Genomic DNA, 21,621 nt, shown 5'->3' with positions numbered 1-21,621 from the left:
CGCCTCCCCACCAACAGAGGGCGGCGCGAACCATCAATTCCCTCAACTACCGGGCGCCGCGCACCAATTCGTAGGCATCCCACAGATCCCGCCCCGCATAGGAGTGGGTGGCGAGGCCCGCCAGATGTCGATCGGCGTTCACCGCGACCGAGACGGGCACGGCGCCGAACAGATCCTTGTCCGACATCGAGTCGCCATAGGCGACGCAGTCCGCTCTCGTCACCCCGAACTCCTCACAGAGCCGATCCGCGATCACCACCTTGGCAGCTGCACTGAGGACTCCGCCCAAGGCCATCGAAGGCTCAGTGAAGGGCACGGCAGGGAAAAGCGATCCGTGTGCCGCGTGCGCGCCCCAACCTGTGAGCCTTTCCACAAAGAAGGAGGGCGAGAGCGATACGACGGCACAGTATTCGCCGGCGCTCCTGATCTCGGCCCAGACTTCACGGATCCGCGCCAACCAAGGGGCCTCTTCAAAGGCAGCCGCAACATGCGCCTCCGTGAGATCCGCCCATAGCGCGTACACACGGGTCGCGTACTCCGGCGGACCGATCAGTCCGGCCGAGATCTCCTGTTCAAGCTTCACCGTCTCGGCTTCCAGACCGAGCTGACGTGAGATCTCCAGGGGCGCGCTGGTTCCGTGCAGCAAAGTGCCGTCGAGGTCGAAGAGATGAAGTCTCGCCATGGGCCACGAGGTTAGTCGGCGGAACTGTGGCACCTTCCGCGAGCCTGCCGGATGCTCGCCGTTCGCCGGTGTTTCACGTGAAACATCCGGCTTCGGCACAAGTGCTGTGCAGTCGGCCACGACATGGCCAAAAGCAAGTACGTCTCCCAGGAAACGGGTGGACGCCGACAACGCAGTCAGACAGCCTGACCTGCGTGCCGACTCACTCCCTCGCCGCTCTGCCCATCCGCCGGCTGACGCTCCGCGATCGCATCGCCTGCGCCGACCTTTCCGAGGACCGGGGGTGGCCACGCGAGGAACACAAGTGGGGCTTCCTCCTCAGCGCGGGGACGGGGTACGGCATCGACAGTCCTGAGGGTGGCCTCGTCGCGGCGTGTGTCGTCACGGAGTACGGCCCGCAGGAGCGCCCGGATCTGAGCGCCATCGGCATGGTCCTGGTCGCCGAACGGCATGCCCGTCAGGGCGTGGGGCGCCGACTCATGCGCCACCTCCTGTCGGTGCTGGGCCCCACGCCTCTGACCTTGTACGCGACCCCGAACGGACGCCCGCTCTACGAGGAACTCGGCTTCAAGGTGACAGGTCGAGCCGAGACGCTGCGCGGCGACTTCACGCCGGATGGATCTGACGGACCCGAGTGCCGGATCGCCACCCGCGCAGCCACGGCCGAGGACATCACCGGCATCCTCCGGCTCGACGAGGAGGTGTTCGGCACCGATCGCACGCCCCTCATCACCCGTCTGCCCGCCTTCGCCGACCAGTTGCGGGTGGCGCAGGACAACGGCCGGATCATCGGGTACGCGGCGGCCTGGCCCAACATGGACACACACGTCGTGGGCCCGCTGATCGCACAGGACTCGGATACGGCGAAGGCTCTCCTCGCCTCACTAGCCGCCCGCACCGACCGTCCCCTGCGTACCGACATCGACGCACGCCACGAAGACCTGCTGTCCTGGGCGAAGGAACGCGGCCTGGAGTACCGCTCCTCCAACTCCGTCATGACGTACGGAATCGCGGAGCTGCCCGGCGACTGGACACGGCGGTTCGCGCCCCTGACGGTCGCGGCCGGCTGACGTCTTCAGGGCATGGAAAACGCCGGCTCCCGACATGATCGGGAACCGGCGTCTCAGTCGTCTTCAGACGTCAGACGAGTGCCTCCACGGCGGCCTGGGCGAAACCGTGGTCCTGCGACGGCGCGCCGCCACCGACCCCGATCGCTCCGATCAGCCGGCCGTCGCGGTGCACGGGGAGACCGCCCGCGATGAACAGCAGCGGTCGGTCGAGCGCGGTCGGCAGGGTGTGGAAGAGGCCTCCGGGCTGGACCGCGTCGACGAGGTCGGCGGTGGCCGCGTTCAGCTGAAGCGCGGTGTACGCCTTGCGGGTGCTGGTCTCGCCTGAGATCAGCACGGCCCGGTCGTCGCGCCGGAAGGCGAGCAGATGACCGCCCGCGTCCAGCACGGTGACGCTCACCGTGACTCCGGCGGCCTCCGCGGCACGGCGGGCATGGTCGACGAGCGCTTCGGCGTCCTGGATGGTCAGCGGGGCTACGGCGGTGGTGGTGCTCATCAGGGTTTCTCCTTGCGGGTGTTGCTGTTGGGGGTGTCGGAAGGATGGATCGGACGGGCAGGCGCGGTCGGGAGTCACGGGAACAGCCCCGGCCCCGTGTCTCCCCGCTCCGGCCCTAGGGGGTCAGTGGTGGACGGCGGTCCGCTGTGCGCTCGGCAGGCCGCCCGCCACGACCGTGCCGTGGGCGCCTGTGCGACGCTCCAGGGCGGCCGAGAGGATCGCCAGAACAAGAGCGGCCGCGGCGAGGACGGCGCCGACCCAGTTGGGGGCGGTGTAGCCGAGACCGGCCGCGATGACGATGCCGCCGAGCCAGGCGGACAGCGCGTTGCCGAGGTTGAAGGCGCCGATGTTCACCGCGGAGGCAAGCGTCGGGGCGCCGTGCGCCTGGTCCAGGACCCGCTTCTGCAGCGGCGGCACGGTGGCGAAGCCCAGGGCGCCGATGAGGGCGATGGTGACGGCCGCCGCGATCTTGTTGTGCGCGGTGACCGTGAAGAGCGCGAGCACCACGGCCAGGGCGCCGAGTGAGACGTAGAGCATGGGCATCAGGGCGCGGTCGGCGAACTTGCCGCCGATGAGGTTGCCGCCGACCATGCCGAGGCCGAAGAGGACGAGCAGCCAGGTGACGGAGCCGTCGGCGAAGCCGGCAACGTGGGTCATCATCGGGGCGATGTAGGTGATGGCCGCGAAGACGCCGCCGAAGCCGAGGACGGTCATCACCATGGCGAGCAGGACCTGGGTGTTCTTGAAGGCCGCGAGTTCGTGGCGCAGTTGTACGCCCTCGGGCTTGGGAAGGTCGGGTACGAGCTTGGCGATACCGGCCAGGCCGATCACGCCGAGGCCCGCGACGATGGCGAAGGTGACGCGCCAGCCGACGGACTGCCCGACTAGGGTGCCCAGCGGGACGCCGACGACGTTGGCGACGGTCAGCCCGGTGAACATCATCGCGATGGCTCCGGCCTTCTTGTCCGGGGCGACGAGCTCGGCCGCTACGACCGAGCCGATGCCGAAGAAGGCGCCGTGGGCGAGCGAGGCGACCACACGGCCGATCAGCATCACCGAGAAGTTGGGGGCGACGGCGGAGAGCAGGTTGCCCACGATGAACAAGCCCATCAGCAGCATCAGCATCCGTTTGCGGGGGACCTTGGTGCCGAGCACGGTCATGAGCGGGGCGCCGATCACCACGCCCAGGGCGTAGCCGGTGACCAGCAGCCCGGCGGTGGGGATGGAGACCCCGAAGTCACCGGCGACCTGCGGCAGCAGACCCATGATCACAAACTCGGTTGTTCCGATTCCGAAGGCCCCGATCGCGAGGGCCAGAAGCGCGAGAGGCATGGGGATGTACCCTTCCGAGAAGATTGCAGGAGCGCTTTGCGTGCGTCCACAATAGTTGCAGACGCGGGCTATAAGCAAGCGCGGACTATTTCACCTGTGCTCTATCCTGGGTTCAGCCGCTCCGGGACGGAGGAAACGCCAATGACAGCGACAGACCCCGCACTCACCGCCCTTGCCCAGGGCTGGTGCGCTCTCTCCCTGCTGCACGGGAGGATCGAGGCACACATCGAGCGCGCCCTGCAGGCCAAGCACGACCTGAGCATGCGGGAGTACTCCCTGCTCGACGTCCTCAGCCGCCAACACGACGGCGAGGGGGGCCACCTGCAGATGCGGCAGGTCGCCGACGCGGTCGTCCTCAGCCAGAGCGCCACCACTCGGCTGGTCACCCGGCTGGAGGACCGCGGTCTGCTCGCCCGGTATTTGTGCCCGACCGACCGACGGGGCATCTACACCAACGTCTCCGAGGCCGGCCTCGCCCTGCTCGAAGAGGCCCGGCCCACCAACGACACCGCCCTGCGCGAAGCGCTCGACGCGGCGGCCGGGAACCCCGAACTGGCTCCCCTGGTCCGCGTCGTAGAGTCGATGCACGCGCCCGCGTAGACGGCCCGATCCCCCGCCGCACACCGCTACCTAAGGTGTGACCATGGGAGATCTTGAGATACGAGCCGCGGTCACCGAAGACGTCCCCGCCATCGTCGGCATGCTCGCCGACGACCCCCTGGGCTCCCAGCGCGAGTCACCCGACGATCTGACGCCCTACCTGACCGCGCTGGAACGCCTGACCGCCGACCCCAACCAGCATCTCGTCGTCGCCGTCCGCGAGGGCCGCGTCGTCGGCACCCTCCAGCTCACGGTCATTCCCGGCCTGTCCCGCAGAGGCGCCACGCGGTCGGTCATCGAGGCCGTACGCATCCACGCGGACGAGCGCGGCAGCGGCCTCGGCACCCGACTCATCGAGTGGGCGATCGCCGAGTCCCGCCGCCAGGGCTGCCAGTTGGTCCAGCTGACCTCCGATGCCACCCGCACCGACGCCCACCGGTTCTACGAACGGCTCGGTTTCACGGCCTCGCATGTGGGCTTCAAGCTCTCTCTGAAGTGAAAGCGAGGCACCAGGCAGGCACGGGAGGGGTCATGTTTCACGTGAAACATGACCCCTCCCCGACCATCACACGGCTAACGGATCCCCCGCCATCCCTCGGGGTCCACCCCGCCCGGTACAGAAGCGCTCTCGTCGTACGGCTGACGCGTGAAGACGAACGATCCGAGGTCCAGGTGGCTGACGGACCCGTCCGGGCGCCGCGCGGGCCGTAGGAGCTCTCCGGCGTAGTAGCCCTCCAGGCCGGTCCAGGTGCCGTCACCGTTGGCCCGGAAACGTGAGCGGCGGCCCTTGCCCGCCAGGGGCTCCAGGGAGGCCCTTCCATCTGCCGTCAGCCGCAGTGCGAACCCGTGCGTACCCCAGTACCACTGCCCGGCCAACTCCAGTGCGGCGGCGTCGACTTCGGGCATCGGGCGCCAAGGCTCGGGAATCCTCGGTTCGGCCTCGGCGACGATACGGACGAGATCGGCGCCCAGCGATGACAGCAGCGGTCCGGAGGTGCAGTTGGCGAGCACCACAGCCGAGACGTCGTCCTCCAGGCTGATGGTGAGGTTCGCCAGGAAGCCGGGCAGCGATCCGGAGTGGCCGATGAGCAGTCGGCCGTCGCGGTGCTGAATCTGGAGGCCGAGACCGTAGGCGGCGCCGTCCACGACATCAGCCGCCTCGGCCGGTGCCGCGGGGGTTTGCATCTCCCGCACGGACTCCGCGTTCAGGACCCGGTCGTCACCGTTGGCCAGGAAGACGGCGAACCGCGCCAAGTCGCCTGTGGTGGACCAGAGTTGCCCGGCCGGCGCCATGAGACCGAGATCCTCGGCGGGTTCCGGCAGCAGCGCGTCGGCCCAGGGATGCACCGCCCAGCCGCCCGCGTGGGGTGCCTGGGGCTGCGCACTCGTGCGATGGAGACCCAGGGGTTCGAGCACTTCCCGCCGGAGTACGTCCTCCCAGGGAGCGCCGCGCAGCTCCTCGACGAGCGCGCCCAACAGCGTGTATCCGGGGTTCGAATAGTGAAACCGGCGGCCGACCGGATGCAGCAGGGGCTGCTCGCCCAGCACATCGCGGAGTTCGGGGCGTAGGGAGCCGGGCGTCCGTTCCCACCAGGGCGCGGGTGACTCAGCCGCCAACCCGCTTGTGTGCGCGAGCAGTTGGGCGATGGTGGCCTCCCCCGCGCCGGTTCCCGGCAGATGCTTCTCCAGGGGGTCGCCAAGATCGAGGACGCCTTCGTCGCGCAGCCGCAGTACCAGGACGGCGGTGAACGTCTTGGTGATCGAGCCGATCCGGTACTGCACGTTCTCGTCCGGCCCGTGCCCGTCCACCGAGGTCCGCGCTCCGTGCCACACCGCCCGCCCGTCCCGCACCACCGCCGCGACCAACGACGGTGCCCGTCCCTCGGCCTGAGCCACGGCGATCCGATGCAGCAATGCCCGGCGGGTAGGGGGAAGCAAGTCGTCCTGAGATGTCGTCATGCCCCCAGTCCATCCGGCGGGGCTGCCGTACGTCGAGCACATTTCCCGGGACACGGCACCGGGTCGGTCGCCAACGGTCGTGGAAGGTCTCGCCGCCGATGACATACCGATGAGTTTCCCGCGCCGCGCCGGTCCGTACGCGTGAGACCGACTCACGGAAGGCTGGCGCCATGCGGAAACTGATCTACGGCATGAACCTGACCCTGGACGGCTACATCGCCGCGCCCGGCGACGACATCGGCTGGGGCGGACCGCCGAGCGACGAGCTGTTCCAGTTCTGGTCCGACCAGTTGCACGCGACCGACCTGACGCTGTACGGGCGCAAGCTGTGGCAGACGATGAGCTCCTACTGGCCGACCGGCGACCAGCAGCCGGGCGCCACCCCGGCGGAGATCGAGTTCGCGCGCCGCTGGCGGGACATGTCGAAGGTGGTGTTCTCCTCGACGATCGACAAGGTCGACTGGAACACCCGCCTGGCCACCGGCGACGCGGTCGCCGAGATCACCCGGCTCAAGGCCGAGGACGGCGGCCCGATGGACATCGGCGGCGCGACGCTCGCCGGGGCGGCCATGCGGGCCGGGCTGATCGACGAGTACGTGCTGGCCACCGCGCCGGTCTTGGTAGGCGGCGGCACGCCGTTCTTCGCCGCGCTGGACAACTGGGTGAACCTGAACTTGGTGGAGACACGGACGTTTCCCGGCGGCGTGATTCTGACCAGGTACGAGACGAGGCGCTGAGCAGCAGCACCCACCGCATCGCCCGGTCAGGTCTGTGCCATGTCCACGAACCGCGAGTAGTGGCCCTGGAAGGCCACGGTGATCGTCGCCGTCGGACCGTTGCGGTGCTTGCCCACGATGATGTCAGCCTCGCCGGCGCGCGGTGACTCCTTCTCGTAGGCGTCCTCGCGGTGCAGCAGGATCACCATGTCGGCGTCCTGCTCGATGGAGCCGGACTCACGCAGGTCGGACACCATCGGCTTCTTGTCCGTGCGCTGCTCGGGACCACGGTTCAGCTGCGAGAGCGCGATCACAGGGACCTCCAGCTCCTTCGCCAGCAGCTTGAGGTTTCGGGACATGTCCGAGACCTCCTGCTGACGGCTCTCCTGGCGCTTGGAGCCACCGGCCTGCATCAGCTGCAGGTAGTCGATGATCACGAGCTTGATGTCGCTGCGCTGCTTGAGCCGACGGCACTTCGCGCGGATCTCCATCATCGACAGGTTCGGTGAGTCGTCGATGTAGAGCGGTGCGGACGACACTTCGGGCATCCGACGGGCCAGCCGGGTCCAGTCCTCGTCGGTCATGGTGCCGGACCGCATGTGGTGCAGGGCGACGCGCGCCTCGGCGGACAGCAGGCGCATCGCGATCTCGTTGCGCCCCATTTCGAGGGAGAAGATGACGCTGGGCAGGTTGTGCTTGATCGACGCCGCACGCGCGAAGTCCAGCGCGAGCGTGGACTTGCCCATGGCGGGACGGGCCGCGATGACGATCATCTGGCCCGGGTGCAGACCGTTGGTGAGCGAGTCGAGGTCCGTGAACCCGGTGGGAACACCCGTCATCTCGCCGCTGCGCGAGCCGATCGCCTCGATTTCGTCGAGCGCGCCCTCCATGATGTCGCCGAGCGGAAGATAGTCCTCGCTGGTCCGCTGCTCGGTGACCGCGTAGATCTCGGCCTGGGCCCGGTTGACGATCTCGTCGACGTCGTCGTCGGCCGCGTATCCCATCTGCGTGATGCGTGTACCAGCCTCGACCAGACGGCGCAGGACGGCCCGCTCGTGGACGATCTCGGCGTAGTACTCCGCGTTCGCCGCCGTCGGCACGGTCTGGACGAGCGTGTGCAGATACGATGCGCCGCCGACCTTGTTGATCTCGCCGCGCTTGGTGAGTTCGGCGGCGATGGTGATCGGGTCGGCCGGCTCGCCCTTGGCGTAGACGTCGAGGATCGCCTGGTAGATCGTCTCGTGCGCGGGCTTGTAGAAGTCGTGGCCCTTGAGGACCTCGACGACATCGGCGATGGCGTCCTTGGACAGGAGCATGCCGCCGAGTACGGACTGCTCGGCATCGAGATCCTGCGGCGGTACGCGTTCGAAGGCCGAGCCCGCGCCCTCCCACTCGCCGCCTTCCCGGCCGCGGTCGTGCTGTTCGTCGCGGTCCCGGCCTCCGTCACCGCGCCGTCGGGAAGCAGGCAGACGATCACTGGGACCGCTGTCGGCCCACGGGTCGTCCAAGGGCTCGGAAATACTCAACCGAGCCACCTCCTCCCGTCCGCCGAGCGGACCTCGCCGTGCCCCTTATTTCTACGGCACGGCACTGACAAATGAGACGCCCAACTCCGGTACGGGCGCGTCGGTTTTGTGATGGTTTTCAGGCCGACGGACGGAGCGGGCGCCGGTCCACCGTAGGCCCGCGGGCACCGTCAGCCAATCTGGTTATCCACAGGCCATGTGGACGACGGCCCCGATGCTGTGGAGAACCGGCCAAAACCTGTGCACGACCCGGTGGACAGCCCTGTGAACAAGACCTTCCCATTCCCATCGCAACCCGTCTGACCTGCCCTTTCCCCATCCACCGGCTGTGCAGAAGAAAAACTTCTCCAGTCGGACCAAGATCGCTTCGAACAGTGCGCGAGAGGACACGAGGCGAGACGGCAGGTAAGGGTCACACATCAATTGCATCTCTTACCTGTGGACGATTAGATTAGTGCTCATGACACAGGCTCCCGCGACCACCAGGGCCACCCGACGCCGGCACGACCGCGAGATCGTCGTACTGGCCGTCCCGGCCTTCGGCGCGCTCGTCGCCGAGCCCCTTTTCGTGATGGCCGACAGCGCGATCGTGGGCCATCTGGGCACGGCCCAACTCGCCGGACTCGGAGTGGCTTCCGCTCTCCTGACGACAGCCGTGAGCGTCTTCGTCTTCCTCGCCTACGCCACCACGGCGGCCGTCGCCCGACGCGTCGGCGCGGGTGATCTCCAGGCGGCCATCCGCCAGGGCATGGACGGCATCTGGCTCGCCCTACTGATCGGCGCCACCGTCATCGCGGTCGTTCTCCCCGCGGCACCCGCCCTCGTCGACCTCTTCGGCGCATCGGACACGGCTGCCCCCTATGCGACGACCTATCTGCGGATCTCCTCCCTCGGCATCCCGGCCATGCTGGTCGTACTCGCCGCCACCGGAGTCCTGCGCGGGCTGCAGAACACAAAGACACCGCTGTATGTCGCCATCACCGGATTCGTCGCCAACGGCGTCCTCAACCTGGGACTCGTCTACGGCGCCGACCTCGGCATCGCCGGCTCCGCCTGGGGCACCGTCATCGCCCAATGGGGGATGGCTGCCGTCTATCTCGTCGTGGTCGTCCGCGGAGCTCGCCGCCACGGTGCCTCACTCCGCCCCGACGCGACAGGGATCCGAGCCTCGGCGCAGGCGGGTGCGCCTCTCTTGGTGCGCACGCTCTCCCTGAGAGCGATCCTCCTGATCGCGACAGCGGTCGCCGCCCGACTCGGGGACGCCGACATCGCTGCCCACCAGATCATCCTGTCGCTGTGGTCTCTCCTGGCCCTCACACTCGATGCCATCGCCATCGCGGGCCAGGCCATCATCGGCCGCTACCTCGGTGCGGACGATCCACAAGGCGCCCGAGCCGCCTGCCGCCGCATGGTGCAGTGGGGCATCGCCGTCGGAGTGGCGCTCGGTCTCCTGGTGATCATGTCCCGGCCGCTGTTCCTCCCCTTGTTCACCAGCGACTCCACCGTCAAGGACACTGCCCTGCCCGCCCTACTGATGGTCGCGCTCTCCCAGCCCATCTGCGGTGTCGTCTTCGTCCTCGACGGGGTACTGATGGGCGCGGGAGACGGGCCGTATCTCGCAGGAGCCATGTTGGTGACCCTGGCGGTCTTCGCCCCGGTGGCCCTGCTCGTACCGGCCTTCGGCGCCGGACTGACCGCTCTCTGGGGAGCGATGACTCTGATGATGACGGTGCGCATGCTGACGCTCTTGCTGCGCGCCCGCTCCGGCCGCTGGGTCGTCACGGGCGCGACCCGCTGACCGTTTCACGTGAAACACCGCGCGCTGCCACGTTTCACGTGAAACATGCGCGCCGTAGCACCGCCTTGAACACAGCAGAGGGGCCGCACCCCAACGGGTGCGGCCCCTCTCTCAGCTGTGCCGAGCGCAGCGGTCAGGCCGCGATGACCTCGATGTTGACCTTGGCGGCAACCTCGGGGTGCAGACGCACGGACGTCTCGTGGGCGCCCAGCGTCTTGATCGGGGCGGACAGCTCGATACGACGCTTGTCGACCTCGGGGCCACCGGAAGCCTTGATCGCCGAAGCGATGTCGGCCGGGGTGACGGAGCCGAAGAGCCGACCGGCGTCGCCGGAGCGGACGGCCAGACGAACCTTGACGCCTTCGAGCTGGGCCTTCACGGAGTTGGCCTGCTCGATGGTCTGGATCTCGTGGATCTTGCGAGCACGACGGATCTGCTCGACGTCCTTCTCGCCACCCTTGGTCCAGCGGATAGCGAACTTCCGCGGGATCAGGTAGTTGCGAGCATAACCGTCCTTGACGTCGACGACGTCGCCCGCGGCACCGAGGCCGGAGACCTCGTGGGTGAGGATGATCTTCATTGGTCGGTCACCCTTCCCTTATCGCGCGGTGGAGGTGTAGGGCAGCAGCGCCATCTCACGGCTGTTCTTCACGGCCGTGGCGACGTCACGCTGGTGCTGCGTGCAGTTGCCGGTCACGCGGCGGGCACGGATCTTGCCGCGGTCGGAAATGAACTTCCGCAGCATGTTCGTGTCCTTGTAGTCCACGTACTGGACCTTGTCCTTGCAGAATGCGCAGACCTTCTTCTTCGGCTTGCGCACAGGCGGCTTCGCCATGGTGTATCTCCTGTGTGATCAAGAAGTGTGGGTACGACCCACCCTCGGCCCGGGGGCCTAGAAGGGGGGTTCGTCCGAGTAGCCGCCGCCACCGCCGGCACCGCCGGAGTTTCCACCCCAGCCGCCACCGCCGCCGCCCTGGCTGCCCCCGGCAGGAGCGCCGGTTGCCCACGGGTCGTCGGCGGGAGCACCGCCGGCCGGCTGACCGCCGCCGGAGTTTCCACCCCAGCCGCCGCCACCCTGGCCGCCACCACCGCCGCCGCCGAAGCCGCCGCCCTGGCCACCGCGAGCGCCACCGGCGGTCTTGGTGACCTTGGCCGTGGCACTGCGCAGGCTGGCGCCGACTTCTTCGACGTCCAGTTCGTAGACCGTGCGCTTGACGCCCTCACGGTCCTCGTAGGACCGCTGCTTCAACCGGCCCTGCACGATGACGCGCATGCCTCGCTGGAGCGATTCGGCGACGTTCTCCGCCGCCTGACGCCAGACCGAGCAGGTGAGGAAGAGGCTTTCGCCGTCCTTCCACTCGTTCGTCTGGCGGTCGAAGGTGCGGGGAGTGGACGCGACACGGAACTTCGCGACCGCCGCACCGGAAGGGGTGAAGCGCAGCTCGGGGTCGTCGACAAGATTGCCGACGACCGTGATGACGGTCTCGCCTGCCATGGGGGAACCTCTCGGCGGGTTTGCTGCTGGCTGCTTGGTGCTGCTGCTACTCGGATCCCGAGATCGGCTGAGCTAGATGCTCAGTGGGTCTCGGGGCGGAGGACCTTGGTCCGGAGGACCGACTCGTTCAGGTTCATCTGGCGGTCGAGCTCCTTGACGACCGCAGGCTCGGCCTGCAGGTCGATGACCGAGTAGATGCCCTCGGGCTTCTTCTTGATCTCGTACGAGAGACGACGACGGCCCCAGGTGTCGACCTTCTCGACCTTTCCGTTGCCCTCACGGACGACGGAGAGGAAGTTCTCGATCAGGGGGGAGACAGCGCGCTCCTCCAGATCGGGGTCGAGGATGACCATCACCTCGTAGTGACGCATGTGGAACCCACCTCCTTTGGACTCAGCGGCCACGGTCGATCCGTGGCAGGAGGGTTGTGATGCGTAAGCAACAGTGTGTGCCAGTAAAACAGCCGCCACTGACATCGGGTGCCCCTTGCGGGGATTCCGATCCGTGACGACATGGGCAGACACCAGTGCAGAGGGTACAGAGTACCCGCACACCGGCTTCCGGTTGAAATCCGGTGGCGGAGAGCGTCAATCTGTACACATCGGGTGTGTCCGGCGCGACGACGCGCCGCCTTCCGCAGGAGGTGCCACATGGCACAGGCATTGCGACCCAACACCGCCGGTTCCCTTTTCGCCACGGACGGCAAGCCCCATCCGCTCCAGGACACGCTGCTCGCGGTGACCGTGGTGCTCGGGCTGACCGCGTTCGTCACGGGCTTCTTCCACAACCTGCATCTGCTCAGCTCATGGACCGGCCTGGTGGGGATCCTCACCGGCGCGTACGGCCAGTGGATCTCCGAGACGACGAGGGAGCGCTTCGGCCTGATCCTGGGTCTCGGTGCCGCGGGTGTCGGGTTCTTCCTCGGCATGGCGCACGGCGGACTGTTCGGCGGTGTCATCAGCTGACGCTCCGGCACCACGGGCTGAACACCGCGTAAAACACCACGGAACGCCTCGGCGACCCACAGGCCGAGGCGAAGGTTGCATACGCCCAGTCGGGGCGCTCGCAAGGCGCAGTAGGCTTCGGCGCGAGAGCCGGAGCCCCTGTACCCATGGGGACACACCAGCCCGAGGAGCGCCCCGAATGAGCCTGACCCTGAGGACCATCAGCCGAGAGCAGCATCTGGCATTCATCCAGAGCCTGCCGTCGGCTAGCCACATGCAGGTCCCGGCATGGGCTGATGTGAAGGCGGAGTGGCGCTCCGAGAACCTCGGCTGGTTCGACGAGAAGACCGGCGAGCTGGTCGGTGTGGGCCTGGTCCTCTACCGCCAACTCCCCAAGATCAAGCGCTACTTGGCCTATCTGCCCGAGGGGCCGGTCATCAACTGGTTCGCGCCGAATCTGGACGACTGGATCCAGCCGATGCTGGCCCACCTCAAGCAGCAGGGCGCCTTCTCGGTGAAGATGGGGCCGCCGGTCATCATCCGGCGCTGGGAGGCCACCTCCATCAAGGCGGGCATCCAGAACCCGGACGTGAAGCGGCTGCGTGACATCGAGGCCGACTACATCGAACCGCGCGCCTTCGAGGTGGCCGACAAGCTGCGCCGTATGGGCTGGCAGCAGGGCGAGGACGGCGGCGCCGGCTTCGGCGACGTCCAGCCGCGCTACGTCTACCAGGTGCCGCTGGCGAACCGCTCGCTGGAAGAGGTCCACAAGAACTTCAACCAGCTGTGGCGCCGCAACATCAAGAAGGCCGAGAAGGCCGGTGTCGAGGTCGTCCAGGGCGGCTACCACGACCTTGAGGAGTGGCAGCGGCTGTACGAGATCACGGCCGTGCGCGACCACTTCCGGCCCCGCCCGCTGTCGTACTTCCAGCGCATGTGGACGGCCCTCAACACCGAGGACCCCAACCGGATGCGGCTGTACTTCGCCCGGCACAACGGGGTGAACCTGTCGGCGGCGACGATGCTCGTGGTCGGCGGACACGTCTGGTACTCCTACGGCGCCTCCGACAACATCGGCCGTGAGGTCCGGCCCTCGAACGCGATGCAGTGGCGGATGCTGCGCGACGCCTATGCGCTCGGCGCCACCGTGTACGACCTGCGCGGCATCTCCGACTCGCTGGACGAGACCGACCACCTCTTCGGTCTGATCCAGTTCAAGGTGGGTACCGGCGGACAGGCCGCCGAGTACCTGGGCGAGTGGGACTTCCCGCTGAACAAGCTTCTCCACAAGGCGCTCGACATCTACATGTCGCGCCGCTGACCTGACGGTCCTTGCTTCGATTTCGATAACGTCGACAGCTCTCATACTCCTGATACACCGCAGCCACCCGAAAGGTTCCAGGTCCGGCCATGGCGCTCACGCTCTACGTCGACACTGCGCGCTGGCGGGCGCATCACAAGCATGTGGCCGAGCAGTTCCCGGGGCTCGTCCCGGTCTGCAAGGGCAACGGCTACGGCTTCGGGCACGAGCGGCTGGCGGAGGAGGCGACGCGTCTCGGCGCGGACGTCCTCGCCGTCGGCACGACGTACGAGGCCGCCCGGATCAAGGACTGGTTCGGGGGCGACCTGCTGGTGCTGACGCCCTACCGCCGTGGCGAGGAGCCCGTTCCGCTGCCGGACCGGGTGATCCGCTCGGTGTCGTCCATCGACGGTGTGTACGGTCTCGTGGGCGCCCGTGTGGTCATCGAGGTGATGTCCTCGATGAAGCGGCACGGCGTCAGCGAGCAGGAACTGCCGCAGCTGCACTCGGCCATAGAGAACGTCCGCCTGGAGGGCTTCGCCATCCACCTCCCGCTGGACCGCACCGACGGCTCGGACGCCGTCGAGGAGGTCATCGGCTGGATGGACCGGCTGCGGGCCGCGCGGCTGCCGTTGCACACGATGTTCGTCAGCCACCTCAAGGCCGAGGAACTCGCCCGGCTGCAGCAGCAGTTCCCGCAGACCCGCTTCCGGGCCCGTATCGGCACCCGGCTGTGGCTGGGGGACCACGAGGCCACCGAGTACCGCGGGGCGGTCCTGGACGTCACTCGGGTCTCCAAGGGCGACCGCTTCGGCTACCGGCAGCAGAAGGCGGCCTCGGACGGCTATCTGGTGGTCGTGGCGGGCGGTACGTCGCACGGGGTGGGCCTGGAGGCCCCCAAGGCGCTGCACGGCGTTATGCCGCGCGCCAAGGGCGTCGCCCGCGCCGGCCTGGCCACGGTGAACCGGAACCTTTCTCCGTTCGTCTGGGACGGTAAGCAGCGCTGGTTCGCCGAGCCTCCGCACATGCAGGTCTCGATCCTCTTCGTGCCGTCGGAAGCGGCCGAGCCGAAGGTCGGCGAGGAGCTGGTGGCCCATCTCCGGCACACCACAACCCAGTTCGACCGCCTCGTCGATCGCTGAGCCTCTTCAGAACAGCAGAAAGGCCGTACACGGAACCTCCCGTGTACGGCCTTTCGTGTGGTCTCGCCGAGCCTTGTTCGCTCAGAGCGAACGGCCTGCCGTCCCCTCGCCGCCCCACTCCACCTGCGGCCCGTCGAAGGGGGCCGCATGTCGTCCGGGACGGGCCGCGGCCCCGAACACGAACACGTCCTCCGCCCTGTCGAGCACCCCGCCCGACGGGTCGTCGTCGCCCGCCAGGCGCACCACGTCCCGCTCCGGCATGAGGATGTCGCGCACGATCACGGCACACAGGTAGAGCGTGCCCAGGATGTGCAGGCCGATGACCAACTGGTAGCCCTCGGTCGGCAGGCCCTTGTGGGCGTCTCCGCTGGTCGTGTACGCGAGGTACATCCAGATGCCCAGGAAGTACGCCACCTCGCACGCCTGCCAGATCAGGAAGTCACGCCACTTCGGCCGGGCCAGCACGGCCAGAGGGACCAGCCACAGCACGTACTGCGGCGAGTAGACCTTGTTGGTCACGATGAACGCCGCGACGATCAGGAAGGCCAACTGCGCGAAACGCGGCCGGCGAGGAGCGGTCATCGTGAGCGCCGCGATGCCTCCGCAGCACAGCAGCATCAGCAGCGTGGCGAACGTGTTGACGGTGTCGGTGCTGAGCGGGTCGGTGGACTTCTGGGCCATGACCAGCCAGAAGGACCCGAAGTCGACGCCGCGTTCCTGGCTGAACGTATAGAACTTCGACCAGCCGTCGAAGGCGAAGAGCATCACCGGCAGGTTCACCACCAGCCAGGCGACGGCGGTTCCGCCGAACGCCTTCCCGAAGTCCCGCCACTTACCCGCGCGCCAGCACAGCAGGAACAAGGGGCCGAGGAGAAAGACGGGATACAGCTTGGCGGCCGTGGCAAGGCCCAGCAGGACGCCGAACGCGAGGGAACGGCCCCGGGACCACATCAGCATCGCCGAGGCCGTCAGAGCGACCGCCAGCAGGTCCCAGTTGATGGTGGCGGTCAGCGCGAAGGCGGGTGCCAGGGCGACCAGCAGTCCGTCCCAGGGGCGGCGGGCGTGCGTGCGGCTGACGCAGACGACGATGACGGCTGCGCACACCATCAACATCCCGGCGTTGACCATCCAGTACCACTGTTCCTGGTGCTGGATGCTGCCGCTGCCCGGTGTGAGCCAGGCGGCCACCTCCATGAACACGCCGGTCAGCACCGGGTATTCGAGGTACTGCATGTCGCCCGGGAGCTTGTCGAAGTACGGGACGAGCCCGTCGGCAAAGCCGCGCCCCTGGTAGAGGTGCGGGATGTCCGAGTAGCACGCGTGCGTGTACTGCGAACTCGCGCCGAAGAACCAACCGCTGTTGTAGCAGGGCGCCTTTTGGACCAGGCCGAGGGCGAACATACCGATCGCCACCAGCGCGACGACCCGTACGGGAGTCCACCAGGACGCCCCGAGAAGGGCCCGCCGGCCGATGGGGCCACCGATCAGTTCGCTACCGGCGGCGGCGACCTGGTCAACCTTGGTCGGCTTCACCGGATCCGGCTCGTGCACGCTCGTGGGCGTCAGTTCTGCACTGGGCATGGGGCACATCCTGCCGTACACACCTAGGAGTACGCCGAGGGCCGCCGCAACCCGAGGATGCGACGGCCCCTGTTTCACGTGAAACCGTCCACGATGGGTGTTTCACGTGAAACACCCATCGTGGACGGTATGGCGGCTAACCGTTGGCGCCTCCGAAGATGCCCCCATTGCCGTTGCCGTTATTGGTGCCGGTGGACTCCGTCGCAGTGGCCGTGTCCGTCGGCGTGGACGTCGCGCCTCCATCGGTGCCGCCGTTGTCACTGCACTGCCAGCTGAACCGGCAGGACTCGGTTGCCGACGGCGTCGAACTCGGCGTCTCACTGGGCGTCTCGATCGGCGTCTCACTGGGCGTCTCGCTCGGCGTCACCACCGGAGTCGGGCTGGGAGACGGTGCGCCGTCCTCGTTCTGGATCTTGTCGATCTTGGTGGCATTCGGGAAGCCCGGGTCGGAGTCACCCTTGAGGGCGGCCTCCATGTACTCGGTCCAGATCGATGTCGGGATGTCACCACCGTGAATGGACGCCACGCCCGCCGTACCGTTCATGGAGAGCAGTTCGGCGTCCTTGGGGTTCTCCCTGAACATCGCGATCGACGTCGAGAGCTGCTGGGTGTAGCCGACGAACCAGGCCGACTTGTTGCTGTCGGTGGTACCGGTCTTGCCGGCCGCCGCACGGCCAAGCGCCTTCGCGTTCTTCGCCGTACCGTTCTGGATGACGTTCTCCAGGGTGTCCGTGACGTTGTTCGCCACGTTCTCCGGCATCGCCTGCTTCACCGCGGGCTTCTCGAAGCCGGGCACCGGCTGTCCGCCCTGTTTGACGGCCGTCACCGAGTACGGGTCCGCCTGCTTGCCCGAGGCGGCGAACGTCGCGTAGGCGTCGGCCATCCGGATCGCGCTGGGTGTCGACGTACCGATGGCGAAGGACGCGTTGAGATCCTTCGTCATAGTGGCGTCCAGGATGCCCGCCGACTTGGCGACGGCCTTCACCTTCGTCATCCCGACGTCCATACCGAGCTGCACGTACGGCGTGTTGATGGACTGCTCCATCGCCTTGCGCAGCGTGATGTAGCCCCAGGGATATTTGCTCTCGTTGTTCTGGTAGAAGATCGAGTTGTCCTTGTTCAGGACGTACGAGCCGTCCTGGTTTCTGACCTTGAGATGGTCGTCGCCGTTGTACTTGCTGAGCGGCGAGATACCCACGCCATCGGTCTTGTACGTGCCGTACTCCATGGCCGCCGCGAGCACGAACGGCTTCCAGGTCGAACCCACTGGGACACCCGAGGTGTCGGCGTTGTTGGTGAAGTGGCCGTTCTCGTAACCGTCGCCTCCGTAGAGGGCGACGATCGCTCCGTCCTTGGGCCTCACCGACGCCGCGCCGAACTGGACGTACTTGTCCAGACTGCGCTTCTTCGGGTCGATGCGCTCCTTCTGGACCTTCTTCACGGCCGCGCTCAGTTCGTCGACCTTGTCCTTCTCGAAGGTCGTGTAGATCTGGAGGCCGCCCTTGTCGAACTCGGTCTGCGAGATGTTCGAGTGGTTTAGGACGTACTTCTTGGCCGTGTCGACCAGGTAGCTGATCTGGCCGGTCATGCCCTTGGTCGCCTTCAGGCCCTGGGGCACGGGGTACTTCTTGATGGCCGTCTGGTACTCGGCGTCCGTGATGTGCTTGTCGTTGTGCATCTGCTCGAGGATCCAGCTCCAGCGGGCCTCTGAGCGTTTGCGGTTGGCGTCGGCGGTCGCCGCGGGGTCGATGTTCGTGGCACCGATCGGGTCGTAGTACGTCGGACCCTTCAACAGTGCCGCGAGGAAAGCGCACTGGCTCGGCGTCAGCTTGACCGCGTCCACACCGTAGTAGGTCTGCGCGGCGGCCTGTATGCCGTAGGCGCCGCGGCCGTAGTAGGAGGTGTTCAGGTAGCCCTGGAGCACCTGCTCCTTGCTGAGCTGCGTCCCCACCTTGATGGAGATGAACATCTCCTTGAACTTACGGGTGACCGTCTGTTCCTGGCTCAGGTAGGTGTTCTTGACGAACTGCTGGGTGATCGTCGAACCACCCTGCGTCTCGCCGCCCCGGGCCATGTTGACCAGGGCCCGGGCGATACCCATGGGGTCGACGCCCGAGTCCGTGTAGAAGCTCTTGTTCTCGGCCGAGATCACCGACCACTGCATGGCCTTCGGGATGTCGGCGATGGTGATGTTCTGGCGGTTGGCGCCAGTGCCCGTGGCGACCATCTGGCTGCCGTCGGACCAGTAGTAGACGTTGTTCTGCGACTTGGCCGCGGTGTTCTCACTGGGGATGCTGACCATCGCGTAGCCGACACCGACCGCGGCCACGATGCTGCCGAAGAACAGCAGGCACAGCGTGGAGACCAGCCGCCAGGAGGGCACCCAGCGGCGCCATCCGTACTTGTCGAAGCGCGGATAGTCGATGAACCTCTTCTTGCCGGGCGCGGGAGCGCGTCCTCTGCCCCGGCCGGGCCCGTTCGGGCCACCGGGACCGCGCCCTGCCGGCTCGGCCCCTCTACGACGGCCGCCGCCTCTCTGCGCGGCCCGGCGGGCTTCGGCACGACTGCCGTACTGGCGGTCGTCGCCCCCGGAAGCGGCGGGGTTGGACCCATAGGAATCGGATGGAGACCCGGTGGTGGCGCCTCGCGGTGCCGCGCGGCGACCGGAGGTCGGTCCGGACTGGCCGCGTCGGTCCGCGGCACGTCCGCCTCCCTGCGGCTGCGGCGGTTTGCGACGGTGCTCGCTCATCGAACGATTACTCCTCGGGCAGGCGCACCCGTGCGCGCCTGGAAACGGCGGCTGGTTTCCGGTCCCCCCGAAGTACGGATGTGGTCGGTTCTGCATTCATCCGTACCGCACCGGGGACGTTGACGCCCCCACGCGTCACTTGGTTCCCGGTGGTGTGCATGCCGCACAGACTACGCACCGTCAAAACCTGCTTAGCCCCGAAGTTCACCCCAAATCAGGCAACTTGCTTCCAACGAATCAGTGATGTGACGCCGCTCACCATCCCCCCACTTGTCGCATCCGGAAGGCCGTTCTATCGTCTGGATGTATCGAGTCGATACATCAGCTCGGCATAAAGACCGTCGCGGTCGGACCGCGGACAGAGAGGGGGCGACGATGAGCCGACGTTCCGGCATCCTCGAGTTCGCCATCCTCGGCCTGCTCCGCGAATCCCCGATGCACGGCTATGAGCTGCGCAAACGACTCAATACATCACTGGGTGTGTTCCGTGCGTTCAGCTACGGGACGCTCTATCCCTGCCTCAAGACGCTGGTCGCGAACGGCTGGTTGATCGAGGAGTCGGGGAACACTCCTGAGGACGCCCTCACGGCCACACTCGCGGGGCGTCGCGCCAAGATCGTCTACCGGTTGACGGCGGAAGGTAAGGAGCACTTCGAGGAGCTGCTCTCGCAGACGGGGCCCGACGCGTACGAGGACGAACATTTCGCCGCTCGTTTCGCGTTCTTCGGGCAGACGTCACGCGACGTACGCATGCGCGTCCTGGAGGGCCGCCGCAGCCGGCTGGAGGAGCGTCTGGAGAAGATGCGTGCCTCCCTGGCGCGGACCCGGGAGCGCCTCGACGACTACACCCTTGAGCTCCAGCGCCACGGAATGGAGTCCGTGGAGCGCGAAGTGCGCTGGCTGAACGAGCTCATCGAGAGCGAGCGGGCCGGACGTGACCTGAAGGGTCCCGTTCCGGACGGCACCGCTCAGCAGGACAGCACATCCGGGGAGTCGGGCGGCCTGCCCCGGCTCGGGGGTGCCACCCCCGGGCCGGATCCGTCCGATGAAACCACCACATGAGGTCCAGTCAGGGCCTCACCTCGCACACACAGGGAGCAACCGGAATGGGTTCGGTTCGCGTAGCCATCGTCGGCGTGGGCAACTGCGCCGCCTCACTGGTACAGGGCGTCGAGTACTACAAGGACGCCGATCCGGCGGCCAAGGTGCCGGGTCTGATGCACGTCCAGTTCGGCGACTACCACGTCGGTGACGTCGAGTTCGTCGCCGCGTTCGACGTCGACGCGAAGAAGGTCGGCCTCGACCTCGCCGACGCCATCGGTGCCAGCGAGAACAACACCATCAAGATCTGCGACGTCCCGAACAAGGGCGTCACGGTCCAGCGCGGCCACACTCTCGACGGCCTGGGCAAGTACTACCGCATGACGATCGAGGAGTCCGACGAGACCCCGGTCGACGTGGTCCAGGTCCTGAAGGACAAGCAGGTCGATGTCCTCATCTGCTACCTGCCCGTCGGCTCCGAGGACGCGGCGAAGTTCTACGCCCAGTGCGCCATCGACGCCAAGGTCGCCTTCGTCAACGCCCTCCCGGTCTTCATCGCCGGCACCAAGGAGTGGGCGGACAAGTTCACCGAGGCCGGCGTCCCGATCGTCGGCGACGACATCAAGTCGCAGGTCGGCGCCACCATCACGCACCGTGTGATGGCGAAGCTGTTCGAGGACCGCGGTGTCCGTCTTGAGCGCACGATGCAGCTCAACGTCGGCGGCAACATGGACTTCAAGAACATGCTGGAGCGCGACCGCCTGGAGTCCAAGAAGATCTCGAAGACGCAGGCCGTCACCTCGCAGATCCCGGACCGCGACCTGGGCGAGAAGAACGTCCACATCGGCCCGTCGGACTACGTCCAGTGGCTCGACGACCGCAAGTGGGCCTACGTCCGCCTCGAAGGCCGTGCCTTCGGCGACGTCCCGCTGAACCTGGAGTACAAGCTGGAGGTCTGGGACTCCCCGAACTCCGCGGGTGTCATCATCGACGCCCTGCGCGCCGCGAAGATCGCCAAGGACCGCGGCATCGGCGGCCCGATCCTCTCCGCGTCGAGCTACTTCATGAAGTCCCCGCCGGTCCAGTACTTCGACGACGAGGCCTACGCCAACGTCGAGAAGTTCATCAAGGGCGAGGTCGAGCGCTAGGACCCGCCGGTTCCGTCGTCGAGGGTCCCCGGGGCATTCCGTCCG

General features: G+C 67.3%; 21 protein-coding genes. 10 read left to right on the top strand and 11 right to left on the bottom strand.

Features of this window, described 5'->3' with window-relative positions; genetic code table 11:
* Positions 1-46: 46 nt before the first annotated feature.
* Positions 47-682, bottom strand: a complete 636-nt coding sequence (locus ACWDEW_RS12025; protein WP_450511994.1) for an HAD family hydrolase — start codon at positions 680-682, stop codon at positions 47-49.
* Positions 683-876: 194 nt separating this feature from the next.
* Between ACWDEW_RS12025 and ACWDEW_RS12020 the strand changes: the two genes are divergently transcribed.
* On the top strand, positions 877-1,752 hold the full coding sequence (locus ACWDEW_RS12020) for a GNAT family N-acetyltransferase (RefSeq protein ID WP_450511993.1): 876 nt from the start codon (positions 877-879) through the stop codon (positions 1,750-1,752).
* A gap of 70 nt (positions 1,753-1,822) precedes the next feature.
* Here the strand turns inward: ACWDEW_RS12020 and ACWDEW_RS12015 are convergent, their stop codons facing one another.
* Positions 1,823-2,245: a GlcG/HbpS family heme-binding protein gene (locus ACWDEW_RS12015; protein WP_200713273.1), complete on the bottom strand. Its 423-nt coding sequence runs from the start codon at positions 2,243-2,245 to the stop codon at positions 1,823-1,825.
* 123 nt (positions 2,246-2,368) lie between these two features.
* Positions 2,369-3,577 carry an MFS transporter gene (locus ACWDEW_RS12010; protein WP_450511991.1) on the bottom strand — a complete coding sequence of 403 codons (1,209 nt, stop codon included), beginning with the start codon at positions 3,575-3,577 and terminating at the stop codon, positions 2,369-2,371.
* Positions 3,578-3,718: 141 nt separating this feature from the next.
* Here ACWDEW_RS12010 and ACWDEW_RS12005 point away from each other — a divergent pair, with 141 nt between their 5' ends.
* Together ACWDEW_RS12005 and ACWDEW_RS12000 are read left to right on the top strand one after the other, a co-directional pair.
* Positions 3,719-4,177 (top strand): MarR family winged helix-turn-helix transcriptional regulator, encoded by a 459-nt coding sequence (locus ACWDEW_RS12005; protein WP_093627949.1) that lies wholly within the window; start codon positions 3,719-3,721, stop codon positions 4,175-4,177.
* A gap of 43 nt (positions 4,178-4,220) precedes the next feature.
* The gene (locus ACWDEW_RS12000) at positions 4,221-4,676 is read left to right on the top strand and encodes an N-acetyltransferase family protein (RefSeq protein ID WP_450511988.1); all 456 of its coding nucleotides are present in this window, start codon (positions 4,221-4,223) and stop codon (positions 4,674-4,676) included.
* A 74-nt stretch (positions 4,677-4,750) separates the two neighbouring features.
* Here ACWDEW_RS12000 and ACWDEW_RS11995 read toward each other — a convergent pair whose 3' ends face one another.
* Positions 4,751-6,136 (bottom strand): serine hydrolase domain-containing protein, encoded by a 1,386-nt coding sequence (locus ACWDEW_RS11995; protein WP_450511986.1) that lies wholly within the window; start codon positions 6,134-6,136, stop codon positions 4,751-4,753.
* Positions 6,137-6,306: 170 nt separating this feature from the next.
* On the opposite strand from ACWDEW_RS11995, the gene ACWDEW_RS11990 reads away from it, so the two are divergent.
* Positions 6,307-6,873, top strand: a complete 567-nt coding sequence (locus ACWDEW_RS11990; protein ID WP_450511984.1) for a dihydrofolate reductase family protein — start codon at positions 6,307-6,309, stop codon at positions 6,871-6,873.
* Between the two features lie 26 nt (positions 6,874-6,899).
* Here ACWDEW_RS11990 and dnaB read toward each other — a convergent pair whose 3' ends face one another.
* The gene (gene dnaB / locus ACWDEW_RS11985) at positions 6,900-8,378 is read right to left on the bottom strand and encodes a replicative DNA helicase (protein ID WP_450511983.1); all 1,479 of its coding nucleotides are present in this window, start codon (positions 8,376-8,378) and stop codon (positions 6,900-6,902) included.
* A gap of 460 nt (positions 8,379-8,838) precedes the next feature.
* On the opposite strand from dnaB, the gene ACWDEW_RS11980 reads away from it, so the two are divergent.
* On the top strand, positions 8,839-10,176 hold the full coding sequence (locus ACWDEW_RS11980) for an MATE family efflux transporter (RefSeq protein ID WP_450511981.1): 1,338 nt from the start codon (positions 8,839-8,841) through the stop codon (positions 10,174-10,176).
* A 133-nt stretch (positions 10,177-10,309) separates the two neighbouring features.
* On the opposite strand, the gene rplI is transcribed toward ACWDEW_RS11980, so the two are convergent.
* From rplI to rpsF, 4 genes are all read right to left on the bottom strand, one after another.
* Positions 10,310-10,756, bottom strand: coding sequence for a 50S ribosomal protein L9 (rplI, locus tag ACWDEW_RS11975; protein ID WP_019073380.1), 447 nt, complete (start codon positions 10,754-10,756; stop codon positions 10,310-10,312).
* Positions 10,757-10,774: 18 nt separating this feature from the next.
* Entirely contained in the window at positions 10,775-11,011 is a 237-nt protein-coding gene (gene rpsR, locus ACWDEW_RS11970; RefSeq protein ID WP_006381652.1) for a 30S ribosomal protein S18, read from the bottom strand.
* A gap of 57 nt (positions 11,012-11,068) precedes the next feature.
* Complete coding sequence (locus tag ACWDEW_RS11965; RefSeq protein WP_450511979.1) at positions 11,069-11,671, bottom strand: single-stranded DNA-binding protein; 603 nt, start codon at positions 11,669-11,671, stop codon at positions 11,069-11,071.
* A gap of 80 nt (positions 11,672-11,751) precedes the next feature.
* A complete protein-coding gene (gene rpsF / locus ACWDEW_RS11960) occupies positions 11,752-12,042 on the bottom strand; it encodes a 30S ribosomal protein S6 (RefSeq protein WP_006604399.1) in 291 nt (96 codons plus the stop codon).
* Between the two features lie 279 nt (positions 12,043-12,321).
* Here rpsF and ACWDEW_RS11955 point away from each other — a divergent pair, with 279 nt between their 5' ends.
* The 3 genes from ACWDEW_RS11955 (at position 12,322) to ACWDEW_RS11945 (ending at position 15,057) form a co-directional block, all read left to right on the top strand.
* Positions 12,322-12,636 carry a hypothetical protein gene (locus ACWDEW_RS11955; protein WP_399121258.1) on the top strand — a complete coding sequence of 105 codons (315 nt, stop codon included), beginning with the start codon at positions 12,322-12,324 and terminating at the stop codon, positions 12,634-12,636.
* Positions 12,637-12,814: 178 nt separating this feature from the next.
* Positions 12,815-13,936: a peptidoglycan bridge formation glycyltransferase FemX gene (gene femX / locus ACWDEW_RS11950; RefSeq protein WP_019073377.1), complete on the top strand. Its 1,122-nt coding sequence runs from the start codon at positions 12,815-12,817 to the stop codon at positions 13,934-13,936.
* Between the two features lie 89 nt (positions 13,937-14,025).
* A complete protein-coding gene (locus ACWDEW_RS11945) occupies positions 14,026-15,057 on the top strand; it encodes an alanine racemase (protein WP_450511976.1) in 1,032 nt (343 codons plus the stop codon).
* An 81-nt stretch (positions 15,058-15,138) separates the two neighbouring features.
* On the opposite strand, the gene ACWDEW_RS11940 is transcribed toward ACWDEW_RS11945, so the two are convergent.
* Both ACWDEW_RS11940 and ACWDEW_RS11935 read right to left on the bottom strand, forming a co-directional pair.
* Positions 15,139-16,638, bottom strand: coding sequence for a glycosyltransferase family 87 protein (locus ACWDEW_RS11940; RefSeq protein ID WP_450511974.1), 1,500 nt, complete (start codon positions 16,636-16,638; stop codon positions 15,139-15,141).
* A gap of 136 nt (positions 16,639-16,774) precedes the next feature.
* On the bottom strand, positions 16,775-19,021 hold the full coding sequence (locus ACWDEW_RS11935) for a transglycosylase domain-containing protein (RefSeq protein ID WP_450511972.1): 2,247 nt from the start codon (positions 19,019-19,021) through the stop codon (positions 16,775-16,777).
* Positions 19,022-19,762: 741 nt separating this feature from the next.
* Here ACWDEW_RS11935 and ACWDEW_RS11930 point away from each other — a divergent pair.
* Together ACWDEW_RS11930 and ACWDEW_RS11925 are read left to right on the top strand one after the other, a co-directional pair.
* Positions 19,763-20,449: a PadR family transcriptional regulator gene (locus tag ACWDEW_RS11930; protein ID WP_427921283.1), complete on the top strand. Its 687-nt coding sequence runs from the start codon at positions 19,763-19,765 to the stop codon at positions 20,447-20,449.
* Between the two features lie 44 nt (positions 20,450-20,493).
* Positions 20,494-21,576, top strand: coding sequence for an inositol-3-phosphate synthase (locus tag ACWDEW_RS11925; RefSeq protein WP_093627941.1), 1,083 nt, complete (start codon positions 20,494-20,496; stop codon positions 21,574-21,576).
* Positions 21,577-21,621 lie beyond the last annotated feature (45 nt).

It is taken from the genome of Streptomyces sp. NPDC001100 (genome assembly GCF_053598575.1).
Note: the sequence above shows the minus strand (reverse complement) of the source record. Positions and strands in the feature narration are given on the sequence as shown.

What these genes read in the sequence shown, in the direction of transcription:
- ACWDEW_RS12025 (WP_450511994.1), bottom strand. Translation starts at nt 682, where the DNA reads ATGGCGAGACTTCATCTCTTCGACCTCGACGGCACTTTGCTGCACGGA.
- ACWDEW_RS12015 (WP_200713273.1), bottom strand. Translation starts at nt 2,245, where the DNA reads ATGAGCACCACCACCGCCGTAGCCCCGCTGACCATCCAGGACGCCGAA.
- ACWDEW_RS12010 (WP_450511991.1), bottom strand. Translation starts at nt 3,577, where the DNA reads ATGCCTCTCGCGCTTCTGGCCCTCGCGATCGGGGCCTTCGGAATCGGA.
- ACWDEW_RS12005 (WP_093627949.1), top strand. Translation starts at nt 3,719, where the DNA reads ATGACAGCGACAGACCCCGCACTCACCGCCCTTGCCCAGGGCTGGTGC.
- ACWDEW_RS12000 (WP_450511988.1), top strand. Translation starts at nt 4,221, where the DNA reads ATGGGAGATCTTGAGATACGAGCCGCGGTCACCGAAGACGTCCCCGCC.
- ACWDEW_RS11995 (WP_450511986.1), bottom strand. Translation starts at nt 6,136, where the DNA reads ATGACGACATCTCAGGACGACTTGCTTCCCCCTACCCGCCGGGCATTG.
- ACWDEW_RS11990 (WP_450511984.1), top strand. Translation starts at nt 6,307, where the DNA reads ATGCGGAAACTGATCTACGGCATGAACCTGACCCTGGACGGCTACATC.
- ACWDEW_RS11980 (WP_450511981.1), top strand. Translation starts at nt 8,839, where the DNA reads ATGACACAGGCTCCCGCGACCACCAGGGCCACCCGACGCCGGCACGAC.
- rplI (WP_019073380.1), bottom strand. Translation starts at nt 10,756, where the DNA reads ATGAAGATCATCCTCACCCACGAGGTCTCCGGCCTCGGTGCCGCGGGC.
- rpsR (WP_006381652.1), bottom strand. Translation starts at nt 11,011, where the DNA reads ATGGCGAAGCCGCCTGTGCGCAAGCCGAAGAAGAAGGTCTGCGCATTC.
- ACWDEW_RS11965 (WP_450511979.1), bottom strand. Translation starts at nt 11,671, where the DNA reads ATGGCAGGCGAGACCGTCATCACGGTCGTCGGCAATCTTGTCGACGAC.
- rpsF (WP_006604399.1), bottom strand. Translation starts at nt 12,042, where the DNA reads ATGCGTCACTACGAGGTGATGGTCATCCTCGACCCCGATCTGGAGGAG.
- ACWDEW_RS11955 (WP_399121258.1), top strand. Translation starts at nt 12,322, where the DNA reads ATGGCACAGGCATTGCGACCCAACACCGCCGGTTCCCTTTTCGCCACG.
- femX (WP_019073377.1), top strand. Translation starts at nt 12,815, where the DNA reads ATGAGCCTGACCCTGAGGACCATCAGCCGAGAGCAGCATCTGGCATTC.
- ACWDEW_RS11945 (WP_450511976.1), top strand. Translation starts at nt 14,026, where the DNA reads ATGGCGCTCACGCTCTACGTCGACACTGCGCGCTGGCGGGCGCATCAC.
- ACWDEW_RS11940 (WP_450511974.1), bottom strand. Translation starts at nt 16,638, where the DNA reads ATGCCCAGTGCAGAACTGACGCCCACGAGCGTGCACGAGCCGGATCCG.
- ACWDEW_RS11930 (WP_427921283.1), top strand. Translation starts at nt 19,763, where the DNA reads ATGAGCCGACGTTCCGGCATCCTCGAGTTCGCCATCCTCGGCCTGCTC.
- ACWDEW_RS11925 (WP_093627941.1), top strand. Translation starts at nt 20,494, where the DNA reads ATGGGTTCGGTTCGCGTAGCCATCGTCGGCGTGGGCAACTGCGCCGCC.